The 16,730-nt window shown below is 62.8% G+C and carries 13 protein-coding genes and 1 pseudogene; 10 read left to right on the top strand and 4 right to left on the bottom strand.

The window, feature by feature from the left end; genetic code table 11:
• Positions 1 to 66: 66 nt before the first annotated feature.
• Positions 67 to 2,034, bottom strand: coding sequence for a MobH family relaxase (gene mobH / locus QZ634_RS00865; RefSeq protein ID WP_291984754.1), 1,968 nt, complete (start codon positions 2,032 to 2,034; stop codon positions 67 to 69).
• Positions 2,035 to 2,473: 439 nt separating this feature from the next.
• Positions 2,474 to 2,956 (bottom strand): S26 family signal peptidase, encoded by a 483-nt coding sequence (locus QZ634_RS00860; RefSeq protein WP_291984752.1) that lies wholly within the window; start codon positions 2,954 to 2,956, stop codon positions 2,474 to 2,476.
• A gap of 187 nt (positions 2,957 to 3,143) precedes the next feature.
• On the opposite strand from QZ634_RS00860, the gene QZ634_RS00855 reads away from it, so the two are divergent.
• From QZ634_RS00855 to QZ634_RS00820, 8 genes are all read left to right on the top strand, one after another.
• The gene (locus QZ634_RS00855) at positions 3,144 to 3,614 is read left to right on the top strand and encodes a heavy metal-binding domain-containing protein (protein WP_291984750.1); all 471 of its coding nucleotides are present in this window, start codon (positions 3,144 to 3,146) and stop codon (positions 3,612 to 3,614) included.
• A gap of 421 nt (positions 3,615 to 4,035) precedes the next feature.
• Positions 4,036 to 4,377, top strand: a complete 342-nt coding sequence (locus QZ634_RS00850) for a hypothetical protein (protein ID WP_291984748.1) — start codon at positions 4,036 to 4,038, stop codon at positions 4,375 to 4,377.
• A gap of 155 nt (positions 4,378 to 4,532) precedes the next feature.
• Positions 4,533 to 4,970, top strand: coding sequence for a c-type cytochrome (locus QZ634_RS00845; RefSeq protein ID WP_291984746.1), 438 nt, complete (start codon positions 4,533 to 4,535; stop codon positions 4,968 to 4,970).
• 324 nt (positions 4,971 to 5,294) lie between these two features.
• Complete coding sequence (locus QZ634_RS00840) at positions 5,295 to 7,100, top strand: copper resistance system multicopper oxidase (protein WP_291984744.1); 1,806 nt, start codon at positions 5,295 to 5,297, stop codon at positions 7,098 to 7,100.
• 26 nt (positions 7,101 to 7,126) lie between these two features.
• Positions 7,127 to 8,272 carry a copper resistance protein B gene (locus tag QZ634_RS00835; RefSeq protein WP_291984742.1) on the top strand — a complete coding sequence of 382 codons (1,146 nt, stop codon included), beginning with the start codon at positions 7,127 to 7,129 and terminating at the stop codon, positions 8,270 to 8,272.
• 72 nt (positions 8,273 to 8,344) lie between these two features.
• Positions 8,345 to 8,824: a cupredoxin family protein gene (locus QZ634_RS00830; protein WP_291984740.1), complete on the top strand. Its 480-nt coding sequence runs from the start codon at positions 8,345 to 8,347 to the stop codon at positions 8,822 to 8,824.
• A gap of 117 nt (positions 8,825 to 8,941) precedes the next feature.
• Entirely contained in the window at positions 8,942 to 9,523 is a 582-nt protein-coding gene (locus tag QZ634_RS00825; protein ID WP_291984738.1) for a carboxymuconolactone decarboxylase family protein, read from the top strand.
• Between the two features lie 54 nt (positions 9,524 to 9,577).
• The gene (locus QZ634_RS00820; protein WP_291984736.1) at positions 9,578 to 10,786 is read left to right on the top strand and encodes an MFS transporter; all 1,209 of its coding nucleotides are present in this window, start codon (positions 9,578 to 9,580) and stop codon (positions 10,784 to 10,786) included.
• Positions 10,787 to 11,409: 623 nt separating this feature from the next.
• Here QZ634_RS00820 and QZ634_RS00815 read toward each other — a convergent pair.
• On the bottom strand, positions 11,410 to 11,553 hold the full coding sequence (locus tag QZ634_RS00815) for a hypothetical protein (RefSeq protein WP_291984734.1): 144 nt from the start codon (positions 11,551 to 11,553) through the stop codon (positions 11,410 to 11,412).
• An 84-nt stretch (positions 11,554 to 11,637) separates the two neighbouring features.
• On the opposite strand from QZ634_RS00815, the gene QZ634_RS00810 reads away from it, so the two are divergent.
• Positions 11,638 to 12,888: a cation:proton antiporter gene (locus QZ634_RS00810; protein ID WP_291984732.1), complete on the top strand. Its 1,251-nt coding sequence runs from the start codon at positions 11,638 to 11,640 to the stop codon at positions 12,886 to 12,888.
• A 5-nt stretch (positions 12,889 to 12,893) separates the two neighbouring features.
• A pseudogene (locus QZ634_RS00805) lies at positions 12,894 to 13,196 on the top strand (Tn3 family transposase); the annotation flags it as partial.
• A gap of 374 nt (positions 13,197 to 13,570) precedes the next feature.
• Here QZ634_RS00805 and QZ634_RS00800 read toward each other — a convergent pair.
• Positions 13,571 to 16,729 carry an efflux RND transporter permease subunit gene (locus QZ634_RS00800; RefSeq protein WP_291984730.1) on the bottom strand — a complete coding sequence of 1,053 codons (3,159 nt, stop codon included), beginning with the start codon at positions 16,727 to 16,729 and terminating at the stop codon, positions 13,571 to 13,573.
• Position 16,730 lies beyond the last annotated feature (1 nt).

Genomic DNA, 16,730 nt, shown 5'->3' with positions numbered 1-16,730 from the left:
ATGCGGCTTTCCCGGACGCATTTCGCCTCGGTGCATTCAGCGACCGTTGCCGGCGTGTCAGCGGCGCTACGCGCTCCGCTTCTGGCTGCCGTCGCCAGCGGGCGGGACCGGGATTCGGTAGCAATGCGCCCGATTTCTCGTTTGACACAAGAACACGTCCGGGACGACGCTCCCCAGGCGCAGGATCTGCATCCTCGCCAACTGCAGTCGCTCGACCAGCAGGGGCTCGGCCTGGCGGGAGGGAATCCAGGTGAAGGCACCCTCACGCTCTGATGGCAGTACGCCTGCCCTCACGCCTTCGCGCAAGGTGGCGACGATGCCCTGGATCCGGTTCAGCCGCTCGTCTTCATCGGGGGTCTCGGTCTTGCCAGTGATCGGGGTGCATTTCTGAACCGATGCGGCTACTGGAGGAGCTACCGGGGAAGGTGCTTGCTGAAGCCTTCCGATGGCCATGAGCTGCTTGATCGCCGGCTGCAGACGAATCACTTTCCACGATTGGCCGTGCCCGACCTCGATCTCGGTCACCTTCCGAAAAGGCGACAGCGGGTCAACCGCCAGCCAGTTTCGGTGCGACAACTCCTCGAGAATCGCTTTGCCGTCCAGGCCACAACTGCTGAGTGCATCCGGCCACTTCAGACACAACACGCCGGAGGGGTCGATGTGGATCAAGGTCTCGGCAGACTTCTTGCCGGTCTGAATGTCCCGGGCGAGCGCCTGCAGCGCTTCACCCACAGCACCATCGAGCTGATCGGTGGGTGCCGCTGGTGCGTTGGGCGTGGACTCGGGCTGGGCAGGCGTCTCTGGCAACCGACCCTGTTCAGGTGAAGCGCGTAGTTTCACGGCGGGAGACAACTTTGGCGCCGAAAGGTCGGCCGGCTCGGGTACGGCCTCCTCCTGGTCGAGGAGCCTCCCCGGTACGGAGGGTGGTGCGGGCTCCACAAGCAGCGCCGCATCGCGAAGCCTGATCGCCGTCAGTCGGATGTTCGGGATCTTCTCGGCCAGCACCGCCGGGGCGATCACCCAATAGCGATGGCCGTCGACACGATCCTCGCGGACACTCGCCAACTGGCGTTCCACAAGCATGTCGAGAAGACTGTTCGGCGTTCTCGGCAAGCCCGGAATCTTTTCCTGATGAATGAGGGCGGCGATTTCCTCACCGGCCGCCGGCCAGACCAGGTAGAGATGCCCGTCGATGTGCCAGAGCCGTGAGCCCGGTTGATTGACGCTCCAGGTCCCCTCCCGGACCAGCCGACGCATGATGTCCACCAGAAAGCGTTCGACCGGCAGGCCGATCTCGTAGCCGGTGAACGCGACGCCAAGACTGCGCAGGTCGCGCTCGACACTGGCCTGATCGGCGCGAATGACGAGATCGTGAATCGGGTTCTCGGTGCTGGGCGAGCCGTTGATCGTTTCCATCATCCAGAGCACCAGCTCGGTATCGCCCGCGGCGATCCAGGCCAGCCCCTGCGGACTGATGATGCGTTCGGCAATCAAGGCGGAAATGGCCTGGTGCTTCTTGCCACGATTCTCGCGCCAATGCAGGAAGTAGCGATCGACCTGATGCCGGCCAGCCCAGGTGTAGAGGTCTTCGACAAAGGGGTTCCAGAGCTGCGCACCATCCCGGCTGGTGACGACCAGGTCGGTGACCGGCTTGCCGACGTCGTGGCAGAGGGCGGCGAGGAATACGGCCAGATGCCAGCGCGGTTGGAGTTCGCGGCGACGTCGCGGCGCCTGCTCGCCGGGCAGCAGCACGCGATCGCCGGACTGGAGCGACCACAGGGCGACTTCGGCAGCGTGACGCAGGAGTCCGCCTGCTCCTCGGTGATGATGTGTCTGGCTGGCCGGCAGGAGATGCGCATAGGAGGCAAAGCGGCAAAGCGACTGTCGATAGAACTGCTCGAAGATCTCCGAAGACGCGAGGCCGGCTTCGCGGATTTGGCCGATCAGCTCCCGCTGCGTCTCGATGAGTTTGTCGGGGTGGGTTGCCGGCAGGCCCTTCATGAACGGCGGGTAGCGTGGAATCTCATCGTCCATGGCCTGCTGCGACGGCGTGCTTACGGGAAGGCTTGCGGCCGGTTGTTGGCCTTGGTTATCCTGCCGAATCGCTTTCCTGATAAAACCGAGCATCGGTCAGCCCTCCCCTTGGCCCACATCCAGCCGGGCTTGGCGCAAGGCGCGCCGAATCGCAGGTACTCGGCGAAGACGCTGGCGCGCCTGATCGGGGTCGAGATCGAGAAGGTCGCAGATCGCGCGAAACGAATTGCGTGCCCTGGACCGGTCGCAAAAAATCCAGATCAGGGCGTCCCGCTGCGGTCCTGCGACGGTGCGGGCCGACTTCTCGGCCGATCGCGTTTTGCCCTGCGCATCCTCGATCGCCTGATGAAGGACGGCGATCCACAGGCGCTTGGAGCGTTTGGCAACCTCGCGTACAGCGCAGTCGGCGCGAATTCCGCAAGACCCAGTGCGCCGCACGTCAGAAGACCCGATGCGCTTTCCCGACCATCTGCTGCCGAGCCACCCAGCCAGTCAGGCGATAGCGTGAATCGAGGCTGTCCGGGTGTGAGCCGGCCACGTAGTAGCGCCCGTCGGGAATGGTGCCGACCGGGCCGGTATCGAGCGACTCGCCGGTCCTCGCGCGCTCCTTGGCACGACCGACCGGCTCGCCATCGACAAAGAAGGCTCGGCCTGTCGCGGTAACCAGCGAGCCGGGCAAGCCGATCAGGCGTTTGAGGAACAGGCTCCCACGCGGATAGGGCCAGTTGGCTTCCCACCGGAAGGCCATTAGCTCACCACGCGCAGGCATGACGTCTTTCTCGACCAGGAAGAGCGTGCCGGGAAGGCTTTCAGTGATGTTCCAGGCGAGCAGATAGGCGCGACCAAACGCCAAATGGGCGGCGACGACCCAAAGAAGCAGCGGAAACCAGCGTCCCAGGAGATTGAAAAGACCGATAGACATGCCGCCACTGTATCGGCGCCGCAAGCGTCAGGATTTGGAAATGTGCCCTGCGGTGACGCTTTTGAGCGGCAGGAAAATCGGGAGTTCGTGCAGGCTTGGGAGGGCGACGAGCGTTATGCAGGCAGACGCTTGCAGTTTTGCGGACCTGTGAGAATCTGGATCGGTCACTAAGGAATTGGAGGCCGCCATGACTATCGCTGCTGCAACACCACCAAGCGCCATCTTCAGCACTTTGCCGCTATTGGCGCTGCTGCTGGTCATCATCGCCATGTTCCGCTGGAATCGGCGATCGAAAACCACCACGAAACGCCAGTTCGATCAACTGGAGCGCGAGCTCACGGTCATCACAAATGAGATCTTGCTGGTGACCACGAACTCCGTTCCTGGCGAGCGGACTGTCAGAACGGTCGGCTACGTGGAGGCACTGTCCAAAACCGAAGCGGCATCAGACTGGGAGTACCGGCTGGCGGAGAAACAAGCGTTGTTGGATCTGGCGCGCCAGGGGATTGCCATGGGGGCCAATGCCATTGTCGGGCTTCGCAAGAGCAATGCCCACTACGACCAGGCCGGATCGCAGTGGCGAGTGTCGAGAGTCACGTACCAGGGAACGGCTGTCGTCGTGGACCGGAAAATGCCGAGGGCTGAATCGGCGGCGTGAACGGGGTGCCGCGGCTGCTGGCATCCACAGGTGGCTCGGCGGCACGGCCAGCTTGATTGATCGCCGGACGGAGCGTCTGGAAGACGCGATAGTGTTCTCGTGCCTTGAGCCTGAAACACCTTTCCAAGCTCTGGAGCAGCATTGGCGTGTTTGCATGAAGAAAGAAGCCCGAACTTCTCCGCCGCACTCATCCTGCTCGTTCAGTTCTACCTTGGCGATCACGGGCTACAAGCGCTGGTCTGATAACGCAGCCCGTCAAGGCCGTCGAGCAGGCGCCAGTTAGGCTGTGGTGCGTAGCCTTCGATAACGCAGATGACAAAAATGTCATTCCTGCGTCAGGTCGTCGTCGGCATGGATCGCCGATACTCGTAAAGGTAACGCATCGCCAGCGACGAACCACTCACCAATCAAAGGAATGACCATGAAAACCCTGTCCCGCAAACTCCTGATGATCACCTTGGCCACTGCGCTGAGCACACCAGTCGCCTTGCTTGCTGCGGAAAAATCCGCGCCAGCGAACCCTATGTACGATCAGATGCAGGCGCGAATGCAGACCATGCAGGCGCGTATGCAAGCCATGCAGAAGGCTGAAGGCGAAGCGCGCATGCCGATGATGGCGGCGCAAATGGACGACATGCAGACGATGATGAAAGACATGGGCACCGCCGGCTGTCCGATGGGCAGCGGTCAGGGTGGCATGGGCATGCAGGGTCAGCAAGGGATGCCGATGATGCCGGGAATGCATGGTAGTCAAGGGAAGTAAAACCCATGGTTACCTGGCTGAAACGACTCCTCGCCAGCTTTCGTGACTGGCGGCAGGCCAATGCGGAAGCGCACGCCAAGTCAAAACCAAATTCATGCTGCTCAGCACCACCGCCGGGGGCTGGCAGCCATCACGACCATGGAGGAAAAGCATAAGTGAAGCAGTCATTCAATCAATCCCTGACGATTTCCGATAGCCATCGCAATACCCACCTGCGACTTTGTCTACTTGCGCTGGTGATCGTCGCCGCAGCAATCAGCCTGCCCGTCGCAGCGCAAAGCATTCAGGTGCCGCAGCCGAGCCCTGGACTGATGCCCAATCCGGCAGCGGGCAAAGCCCTGTTCGAGAAAAGCTGCGCTTCCTGCCATGGCGCCAATCTTCAAGGCAGCGACAAGGGGCCGCCGATGCTGAGCAAGATCTACGAACCTTCGCATCACGGCGACGCCTCTTTCCAGTTGGCGGTGAAGAACGGCTCGCGCGCGCATCACTGGAAGTTCGGCGACATGGCGCCGGTTCCCGGCCTGACCCCGGACGACGTTGCGCAGATCACTGCCTATGTGCGGCTTGAACAGCGCAAGGCAGGTATTCAATAGGGCCACCCGCGGTCGTTGGTCCGGCGACGCCGGATGCGTCCGCAACTCGCACCCGCGGTTTGCGTCGGCAGCGTCTTGTTAGCCGACGTGTACCGGCCAGCGGTACGCAATGGCGGTTCCCGGCTGCGAGGTGACGCCGGGAGCGCCGACTGACTGTGCGGGAAGAACTGACAGTCTTGTAATGGTGTGGTCATCTTCGCGACAGCACCGCTTCGCTAAGCTCCAGGCAGCCTCGATCGCTCCCGGGCAGTTTTCTCGGCTGCCGAATGAGCCATCCCACCACGCTGCACCGCTACACCATTCCCGCTTGGAGACCATTGAAAGATGAGGAATCGTTTACCTTTTTCGCTTGCCGTTCCACACCCGCCACGGCGGCGATTTGTTCAGGGTCTTGCGGCAGGTGGCGTGCTGGCCGGACTGCCGTCTTTCATTGGCAGCGCGCTGGCGGCTGCCGGCCAGGGCTCGACAGCCACGGCGCCGGTGCTGTCGGGGGCGAACATCGATCTGGTCGTCGCCGAAACCGCGGTGAACTTCACCGGCACGCCACGCATGGCGACGACCATCAACGGCTCGATTCCAGCCCCCACGCTGCGCCTGCGCGAGGGGGATGAGGTCAGCATCCGGGTCACCAATCGCCTGCCCGTGGCGACGTCGATCCACTGGCATGGAATCATCCTGCCCTATGAGATGGACGGCGTGCCTGGTATCAGTTTCGCCGGCATCGCGCCGGGCGAAACCTTCACCTACCGTTTTCAGATCGAGCAGAGCGGCACCTACTGGTATCACTCACATTCCGGCATGCAGGAGATTACCGGCATGTACGGCACGATTATCGTTGAACCGCGTGATGGCGAGCGGATTCGCGCCGATCGGGACCTCGTGGTGCAGTTGTCCGACTGGACCGATCAGGACCCGATGCAGGTGTTCGCCAAGCTGAAGAGCCAGAGCGACTACTACAACTACCATCAGCCGACGGCGGTCGACTTCTTCCGTGATGCCTCGCGCGAGGGCCTGCAGGCGGCGGTTAGCAAGCGCAGGATGTGGAACGAAATGCGCATGAGTCCGACCGATCTGGCCGACCTGTCGGCGGCGACGCTTACCTACCTGATGAACGGCACCACGCCCGCCGGCAACTGGACCGGCCTGTTCCGTCCCGGAGAGCGCGTGCGCCTGCGCTTCGTCAATGGTGCCGGCAACACCTTCTACGACGTGCGCATTCCGGGTCTCAAGATGACCGTCGTGCAGGCGGATGGCGTCGATGTCGAGCCGGTGAGCGTGGACGAGTTCCGCTTCGGCCCGGGAGAAACCTATGATGTGCTCGTCGAACCGAAGGACGAGGCCTATACCATTTTCGCGCAGTCGATGGACCGCAGCGGCTATGCCCGCGGGACGCTGGCGGTGCGCGAAGGCGTGAGCGCGGCAGTGCCCGAACTTGACCCCGCTGAGTGGTTGACGATGGCCGACATGATGGGCGTGATGGGCGGCGGGATGGCCGGCGCCAGCATGGGCGGCATGGATCATGGCGCCATGGCAGGAATGAACCACGGGGCGATGGCGATGGATCACAGCCAGCACGGCATGCAAATGAGTAGCCTGGCGATTGCCAGCCAGACCGTGCGCCATGCCCGCACCGAGTACGGTCCGAGTACCGACATGCGCGTGGATATGCCGCGCACCAATCTCGACGACCCGGGCATCGGCCTGCGCAACAACGGCCGCAAGGTTCTGACGCTCGCCGACCTGTCGACCATCGGCGGCCCGATGGACCCGCGCGGGGCCGAGCGCGAGATAGAGTTGCATCTGACCGGCAACATGGAGCGCTACGCCTGGTCGGTCGACGGGCTCGAGTTCGGCCAATCCACTCCGGTGCATTTCAACTACGGCGAACGCCTGCGGGTGATCCTGCACAACGACACCATGATGACCCACCCGATGCACCTGCACGGTATGTGGAGCGAACTCGAAACGCCAGGCGGGAAATTCCAGGCCCGCCGGCACACGATTCCGGTGCAGCCCGCCCAGCGTTTGAGCTTCCTGGTCACCGCCGACGCGCTCGGTCGTTGGGCCTGGCACTGTCACCTGCTGTTCCATATGGATGCGGGCATGTTCCGCGAGGTGGTGGTGACATGAGCGCTTCAATCAGAAGGGAGAAGACGATGCAGCAATTCAGCGCGCTGGCCCTGGGCCTCGCCTTGTCGGGCGCAGCCACCGCATGGGCACAATCAGCGCCGGCGGCGGACGAACACGCGGGACATCATGGCGCGCCGTCACCGGCGCCCGTCGCCTCACCAGCCATACCAATGCCCGGAATGAATCACGGAACCATGGGGTCTGGCGCCATGCCTGACGCCGGGAGTGGCATGGCCGGTATGGACCACGGCGACATGAAAACGCACGGTGGATCCGGTTCCGCCGCGGCACCGGCGATGCCGATGTCCGAAATGAACCACGAAGCGATGAAATCTGGCGCCAAGCCCGATGCCGACGGCAGCATGAAGAAGACGACGACACCGGCTGCCGGTGATATGTCGGGCATGGACCATGGTGATATGAACATGCAGGGCGGCAGCGCGCCCGCCGACGCCCGTGACCCGAACGCCTACTCGGACGGCTACACGCTCGACACGGGAAAATATGCACTCCCGGGACCGGAGCGCCTGCGCCTCGCCGATGAACACAGCTTCGGCAGCGTGCTCTTCGACCGCCTGGAGCGCGCCTACGGCCGCGATGGCAATGCCACTTCCTACGAGGGGCAGGCATGGTTCGGCCGCACCTACGATCGCCTGGTACTCAAGGCGGAAGGCGAGTATGCCGGCGGCAGGCTGGAGGACGCGCGCACCGAAATTCTCTGGGGACACGCCATCGCCAGCTACTGGGACACGCAGCTCGGTGTGCGCTTCGATTCAGGCGAAGGACCCGACCGGACCTGGGCCGCCTTCGGCGTGCAAGGGCTCGCTCCCTACTGGTTCGAGCTGGACCTGACCGGCTACGTCGGCGAAGAAGGGCGCACGGCACTGCGCCTGAGCGCCGAGTACGAATTGCTGCTCACGCAGCGCCTGGTGCTCCAACCGCGCCTCGAAGCCAATCTGTACGGCAAGAGTGACGAGGCCCGCGGAATCGGCAGCGGCCTGTCCGACGCCGTGGCCGGCCTGCGCCTGCGCTACGAGGTTAACCGCCAGTTCGCGCCCTATGTGGGCGTCGAATGGGCCAGAAAGTTCGGCCAGACCGCCGACCTGGCCAAAGCTGAGGGTAACCCGCGAAGCGAAACCCTGTGGGTCGCCGGCCTGCGCTTCTGGTTTTGATGAAAACAACGACCGGCTCTTGACCCTCCCGATCATTGCCATTAACGACAACAACGAAAGAAACTATTGACCATGAAAACCCCAATCATTCTTCTTCTATTGAGCGCTCTACCCGCGCTGGCAACAGCGGCGGGCAATCACCAGGGCGGTCACGCCATGCACGGCGATCAACAAGCGAGTGCGGTCGGCACGCCCGGGAAGGCGGCGGACGTCACACGTACCGTCGAAATCAAAATGAACGACTCGATGCGCTTCGTTCCGGACGCGATCACCGTCAAGGCGGGCGAGACGATTCGCTTCTTCATCCGTAACACTGGCAAGGTACCGCATGAGATGGTGATCGGGTCGATGACAGAGCTCAAGGAGCACGCCGAGATGATGCGAAACATGCCCGGCATGCAGCACGACGAGCCCAACATGATCACCCTGAAACCGGGCCAGCGCGGTGGTCTGGTCTGGAAATTTGACCAGCCGGGCAGTGTCGATTTCGCTTGCCTGGTTCCGGGTCATCTGGAAGCGGGCATGGCCGGGAAGGTGATGGTGAGCAAGTAATCGCCGGGCATTGCGCCACGTCGCGCCAAGGCGTCGAGCCGATGTCTCACAATCTACCGATATCAATGTCGCCGGAATGATTCGAGTTTTCCTCGGCCGACATCTGGAGAAAACTGTATGGCTTTCGTTGACACATCCAAGGGCCATCCATTTCCCTGGTACGTCAGGCTGTTCTTCTGCAACCAGCGCCGTCGCTATGGCTCGGTGCTCGAGCCGGCAAAGCTGTGGGGCCGCACACCCAAGGTTTTCGCTGCGCTCGCCACGCTCTATGGCGCGCTCGATCGGCGGGCATCGCCGTTGGCGCCCGCCTTGCGATCCCTGGTGACCGTGCGAGTGTCACAGATCAATTGGTGTGCCTTCTGCGTCGATATCAATTCTGCGACCGTGCTGAAACGCGGCGTGGATTCGGGGAAGCTTGCCGAGCTCCCGGTTTACGAGGACAGCACGAAGTTCTCTGAGCAAGAAAAAGCTGCGCTCGCCTATGCCGAGGCGATGACGTGGTCTGACCGGCAGACGACAGCGAAACACTTCGCTCGCCTGCGCGCACATTTCAACGATGATGCAATCATCGAGCTGACCGCGCTCGTGGCGTTCCAGAACATGTCGAGTAAATTCAATGCGGCACTTGGCGTTGAACCCCAGGGGTTTTGCACGGCGGGGGCGAAGGTGGTGAGACTGGTCAACCAGACCCATCTTTGACCGTGCGCCGCGCTTCCTTGAAGAGGTTATCACCCGCCGCGACCAGGGCGCGAGATGACCCGGCGTGATTTCTGGGTGCTCGCTGGCGCGAACTTCGCCATTGCACTTGGCTACGGAGTGATCCTCCCACTATTGCCGACGATGCTCAACGACATGGCCGGCGTCGCTACGCCCGCTGCCGTGGCTTGGCATACTGCTGCGCTGCTGGGTAGCTACATGCTCGGACTGTTTGCGACGGCGCCTCTCTGGGGCGCCGTGTCGGACCGAATCGGCGGTCGTGGCCTCCTGGTATTCGGGATGTGCGGCTACGCCGCTGCGCTCATCGCCTTTGCCATGGCTGGCTCACTCACCAGCGCATACAGCTGGCGCGTGCTGGCCGGGGTGGCGGGCGGCGCGGTATTGCCGGTCGTAAACACTTCGATCGGAAACGTGCCGGACCGTCCTGTCCGCGCGCGGCTCTTTGCCAGCGCATCGATGGCGACGCTGCTCGGCCTGCTTGCAGGCCCTGCCGTAAGCGCACTCGTCTATGCCGCAATGCAGCGTATGGGGGACGTGAGCGAGATGACATCGACCATACTCGTTCTGCCGACTGCGACCGCCGCCGTATTTGCACTGTGCGTCGCCGTGAGCGTTGCTCTGGGAGGTGTCGGGACAGGAGCCGCCTACGCTGCGGATCCAGCGCGACGCGCTCACCGGATCGTCTGGCGCCAGGCGTCGCCAGCCTTGTTCGCCAGCTTCCTCGTACTGTTCGGCCTCGGCGCGTTCGAGGCCGTGCTGCCGATTCTCGCTCTGACGGCGCTGTCGCTCGATCCGCCTGCGCTCGGCGCCCTGTTCGCACTGTGCATGGTGGTCATGCTCGCCGTCCAGACCGGCTTGTTCCTCGTCCCGATTCTGCATCGGGTGGCGCGTGGCCCGTTTCTCGCAGCGGGTTTTCTCGTTTTGGCAGCCGGTATGGCACTCCTCGGGCAAGCGGGGTCGCTTGCCGGCGCGGCGCTCGCAGTCGTCCTGGTCGGAGCCGGCGGAGCCTTTCTTCAACCGGCTATCGCTTATCTCGCGACTTTGAATGATGCAGGTGCGAGTGGGACGCTTCTGGGTGCGCTCACCGGCGCCGGTAGCCTGGGTCAGGGCTTGGGGTCGTTTGCTGGCGGGGCTCTGTACGCAACGTTCGATGCGAACGGGCTGTGGGTGCTTGCCGTCGGGCTTGCTGGCGGAGCGGCGTGGATTGGTGCGCCCGTTCGCGCCGGCGCGGCGCGCCTCAATTGAGGAGGGCTGGAAGAAACCCGTATGGACCGAGTTCTTCAACCGGCACCTTTCTTCCCAACGGCTAACTCGACTGGGTGAGCAACATCCAGCTCGGCGTGGAGTGGGTTGCCCGCCTACAAGTCGTGCACGAGTTCGCAACCGACAGCGTCGCCATCTACTAGATCCTGACTTCTAGCCGCCAGCGGGGGTTCGTCCCCGACCTTGTGCTGCGACGACCTGGCGAGGAGTCATGACCGGGCGGATCGGTGAGCACCTCGTCGGAACGTGCACGTTTGGCCACTTACACCGTTGTAATGCAGGCGTCACAGGCTCGTCAGATGTCGGGGTGCAAGCTAGTTGTCAGCCAGTCGAACGGGCTCTTGGCGGCTTCGAGACAGGGCACATGGGTGAGTCGACGATGGATGCGGTGTGCGGACAGAAGTGCACTCACGCGAAAACTCCGCGATGTTCCTGGGAATCGAAGACGGCTTCCGCTCGGTCGATAGGCGAGACCGGCGCCTGTCTTTGGCAGCTCCCTTGTCCTTCAAGCAGAGGGGCTGCGTGACCGAGGCGTTTGAGGCGCTCCGCGGCGTCGTTGGTAGTCAATCACGCCCAAGGCGGATGAGGAGGCTCAAATGGGATGGCTATCGCAAAACTGGTTTTTCGTTCTGATCTTGACCGTTTTCGTCGGCAAACATCTGTTCGGGCATAAAAGGGGGCACGAGGAGCGCGGCAAGGATGACAACGATGATCCTTTCGTGAGTCGGTGCGTCGCTGATATGCTGCATGCAAGCGCATTCTTCTTAGGAGCGATGTCAGTTGCTCAGCGAGCGTCCGCACTAATGGCGGTCGGACCCAAGGGCGGGTGATCTATGGAACTGCACGATTTCTTCCTCGCGCTTGCCTTGGTGTTGCTCGGTGCCCGGCTACTAGGTGAAACCGCGAGCCGGCTGGGTATTCCCGCGGTCATCGGCGAATTAGCGGCCGGACTGATCCTGGGGCCGTCGCTACTGGGTTGGGTCTCTTCCAGCGCGCCCCTGGAGATCCTGGCCGAAATCGGCATCATCCTGCTGCTGTTCGAGGTGGGCATGAATACCGACGTCTACCGGCTCGCCCGCACCGGCACGAAGCCGGTGTTCGTCGCCATCACGGGATTTGTGCTCCCCTTCGCCTTCGGAGCGGGCGTCAGCTGGTACGGTTTCGAGTTACCCCTCATGGCCAGCCTGTTCATCGGTGGCACCCTCACCGCGACGAGTATCGGCATTACGGTGCGGGTACTGGCGGACCTGCGGCAAGGCTCTTCGGACGAAGCGCAGATCATCATCGGTGCGGCGGTGCTGGACGACATCCTGGGCGTGCTCGCGCTGGCATTCCTGTATCAGTTTGCGATCATCGGGGAGGTTACGCCAACCTCGGTAGGCCAGGTAAGCCTGTACATATTCATGTTCGTCGCCCTCGCCCCGGTGACGGCCAAGCTAGTCGCCTATGTGATCGATCATTACGACCGAAGGAGCGCGTCGCCCGGACTACTCGTGACCATGGTGGTTTGCCTGATCATGCTGTTCAGCTACTTGGCGCATCTGGCCGGGGCGCCACTGATCTTGGGCGGATTCGCCGTTGGTATCGCCATGGGGCAGCGCTTTCGACTGCGCGTGGCGCAGCACCTGCGCATTCCGTTTTCTGCCGCCATCAATCGCGCCATGGACGCCGCACCGCACCTCTCAGAACATTTGGAGGACCAGATCCGCCCCCTGATTCGCGTGTTCACGCCGGTCTTCTTCGTCATGGTGGGTGTGTCATTGGACTTGCGCACAGTCGACTGGGGTTCTGCGTTCGTGTGGAAACTGGCTTCGGCCTTGCTGGTGATCGCGATCGCTGGGAAGTGCCTTGCCGGCTATTGCATCCGTGAGAACCGCCTGCGCCAAGCCGTAATCGGGCTCGCCATGGTGCCGCGCGGCGAGGTCGGGCTCATCTTTACGCAGGTGGGCCTGGCCAACGGCCTCCTGAACACCGAAGCGTACGCGGCCCTGCTGATCGTGATCGCGCTTACCACCGCGCTCCCGCCTTTCGCGCTAAAGGCGATTTACGCGCGATGGCACCTTAACGCGGCGCCAGGAGAGTGATTGAGCTCGACTGGATGCAGAAAGTCGAGTTGCGCCGGCGAGTACAGATCTCGCTGAACAAGGGAGAAGCGAAGAACGCCTTGGCGCGGGCGGTGTTCCTGAACCGGCTCCGCGAAATCCGTGACCGCAGCTTCGAGAACCAGCGCTACCGTGCCAGCGGCCTCAACCTGCTGGTGGCCGCCATCATTTTGTGGGACACGGTCTGCCCGGAACGAGCAGTCCAGGTGCTCCGCGACTCGGGTAAGAACATCGACGAGCGGTTGCTACCGCATCTTTCGCCGCGAGCCTTGAAGCATATCAACCTGACCGTGGCGGCGACCGCCTGTAGATCGACCAAGGCCATCGCGCAGCGTTCGCAACATGGTGTGTGGAATAGCTCGATCTTCATGACGTGCGCTGTATGTCGTCATCGACCCGTTCCAAGGCGCCCAGGATCGGGCGGTCATTTCCAGGCTCCTTTCATGTTGATGACGTTGGGCACGCTGCAAGTGCAGTGAGCGCGTCACGATCTCAGGATCGACCTTGAAGCCAACTTCAATGTCAAGGGGACTTTTCGGTACTTGGCAGCGATTAGCGGCCAATTGATTAGTCCTTAAATCGGTTCGCTGATATTGCGCCCGAACCCCGTTCACGCTCGTGTTGCGCGCCGCGCTGCGCCTGTCAGCGCGCGCGGCCTCGCTGATCAAGCTTCGTTCAGCGGCAGTACTGGCGGCTTGGCCAGAGCCCGCCGCAGCTGCCACTGCTTGACCAGCGCGTACAGCGCCGGGATGACGCACAGAGTCAGCACGGTCGACGAGACCATGCCGCCGACCATCGGCGCGGCGATGCGACTCATCACTTCCGAGCCCGTGCCGCTCGACCACATGATCGGCAGCAGACCGGCCATGATCGCCACGACGGTCATCATCTTCGGCCGCACCCGTTCGACGGCGCCTTCCATGATCGCGTGGTAAAGGTCGGCGGCAGTCGGATCGACGCCTTCAGCGCGGCGCCTGGCGGTAATCTCCTGCCACGACTGATCGAGGTAGATCAGCATCACCACACCTGTTTCGGCGGCGACGCCGGCCAGGGCAATGAAGCCGACCGCAACGGCGACGCTCATGTTGTAGCCCAGCCACCACATCAGCCAGATACCACCGACCAGCGCGAAAGGCACCGAGAGCATGACGATCAACGTCTCGGTCAGCCGCCGGAAGTTGAGGTACAGCAGCACGAAGATGATCGCCAGGGTCAGCGGCACGACCAGGGCCAGCTTGGCCTTGGCGCGCTCCATGTACTCGAACTGGCCCGACCAGGTGGCGTAATAGCCGGGCGGGAAGCTGACCTTGTCGGCCACTGCTTTCTGGGCATCCTTGACGTAGGAGCCGACATCCCGATCGCGGATGTCGACGAAGACGTAGGCGGCGAGCAGGGCGTTCTCCGTCTTGATTCCCGGCGGGCCGTTGCGCAGCTCGATGCTCGCCAGTTGTCCAAGCGGGATCATGCCCGCCTGGCTGGGCACGAAGACCTCGTTGGCGATCCGCTGCGGATCGTCGCGCAGGGCGCGCGGGTAGCGCACGGTGATGTTGTAGCGCTCGAGCCCCTCGACGGCGGTGGTGACCATGGCGCCACCGAGCGCACTGCTGATCACCTGCTGGAAATCGCCGACGGTGATGCCATAACGCGCCAGCTGATCGCGTTTCGGCGTGATGTCGAGGTAGTAGCCGCCGGTGACCCGCTCGGCGTAGGCACTCGTCGTCCCCGGCACATCCTTCACCGCCTGTTCGATCTCGCGCGCGACCTTCTCGATCACCGCCAGATCTTTGCCGAAGACCTTCACCCCGACCGGCGTGCGGATGCCGGTGGACAGCATGTCGATCCTCGCCTTGATCGGCATCGTCCATGAATTGGCGACGCCCGGGAATTTGAGCGCCGCGTCCATCTCGGCAATCAGCTTGTCGACATTCATGCCCGCGCGCCATTCCTTTTCCGGCTTGAGGTTGATCACCGTCTCGAACATCTCGATCGGCGCCGGATCCGTGGCGCTGGCGGCGCGGCCAGCCTTGCCATAGACCGATTCGACCTCGGGGAAGGTCTTGATCACCCGGTTGGTGGTCTGCAACAGGCGCGCGGCCTCGGTCACCGACATCCCGGGCAGCGAGGCCGGCATGTAGAACAGCGAGCCTTCGTTGAGCGTCGGCATGAACTCCGAACCGATGCGGCTGGCCGGTACGACGGTGACCGCCATCACCACACCGGCCAGCACCAAGGTGACGACCTTGTTGCGCATCACCCACAGGATGATCGGCCGATACACCCAGATCAGGAAGCGATTTACCGGGTTCTTCTGTTCCGGCATGATCCGCCCGCGGATGAAGAACATCATCAGCACCGGCACCAGCGTCACCGACAGTATGGCCGCACCGGCCATGGCAAAGGTCTTGGTGAAGGCCAGCGGACTGAACAGGCGCCCTTCCTGGCCCTCCAGGGTGAACACCGGCAGGAAGGAAACAGTGATGATCAGCAGCGAGTAGAACAGCGCCGGCCCGACTTCCTTGCAGGCCCGAATGATGGTCGCTGCGCGGTCGTGCTGCGTGGCGTGTGGCGGCAGGTGTTCGAGCCGCTTGTGGGCGTTTTCGATCATCACGATGGCCGCATCAACCATCGCGCCGATGGCAATCGCGATGCCGCCCAGGCTCATGATGTTCGAACCCATGTCCATGCTGCGCATGGCGATGAAGGCGATCAGGATGCCGATCGGCAGGGTCAGGATGGCGACCAGCGCGCTCCTGACGTGCAACAGGAAGATCACGCAGACAGCACCGACGATCAGGCTTTCTTCGAGCAGTGTCCATTTCAGGTTGTCGATGGCGCGTTCGATCAGGGTTGAACGGTCATAGACCGGAACGATCTCGGTCCCTTCCGGCAGGCCGGGTAGCAGTTCCTCGATTTTGGCCTTGACGTTGGCGATCACATCGAGCGCGTTCTGGCCAAAGCGGGCCATGACGATCCCCGAAACAACCTCGCCCTCGCCGTTCAGTTCGGTAATCCCGCGCCGACCGGCCGGGACGATCTCCACCCGTGCCACGTCGCGCACCAGCACCGGCGTTCCACCATCGCTCTTGAGTACCAGCGTCTCGATGTCGCCGACGCCCTTGAGGTAGCCCAATCCGCGAACCATGTATTCCTTCTCGGCGAGTTCGACCACCCTGCCGCCGACGTCCCGGTTCGATTCACGGATCACCTGCGACAGGCGCGCCAGAGAAACGCCATAGCTGGCCAAGCGGTGCGGGTCGACGATGACCTGGTACTCCTTGACGAAGCCGCCGACGCTGGCCACTTCGGCCACGCCGCCGGCCTTGGTCAACTGGTAGCGGACGTACCAGTCCTGCACGCTGCGCAGATCGGCCAGCGATTGATTCTTGCCGGTCAGCGCATACTGGAAGACCCAGCCGACACCGGTGGCGTCGGGTCCCATCTGCGGCGAAACGCCCTGTGGCAGGTTGCCCTGTACCGAACTGAGGTACTCCAGCACGCGCGAGCGCGCCCAATAGATGTCGGTGCCGTCCTCGAAAATGACGTACACGTACGAAGCGCCGAACATCGAAAAACCGCGCACCACCTTGGCTTTTGGCACCGCCAGCATGGCGGTGGTCAGGGGATAGGTGACCTGGTCTTCGACCACCTTCGGCGCCTGCCCGGCGTAAGGGGTGAACACGATCACCTGAACGTCGGACAAATCCGGCAAGGCGTCGAGCGGCGTGTTCTTGACCGCATAGATGCCGCCAGCAACCACCCCCAGCGTGGCCAGCAACACCAGGAAGACGTTGCGCGCCGACCACTCAATCAGCCGATCGAGCATC

Source organism: Candidatus Accumulibacter sp. ACC007 (assembly GCF_907163205.1).
GTDB lineage: Bacteria > Pseudomonadota > Gammaproteobacteria > Burkholderiales > Rhodocyclaceae > Accumulibacter > Accumulibacter regalis.
The sequence above is the reverse complement of the archived record's forward strand: the minus strand, read 5'-3'. Positions and strand labels throughout refer to the sequence as shown.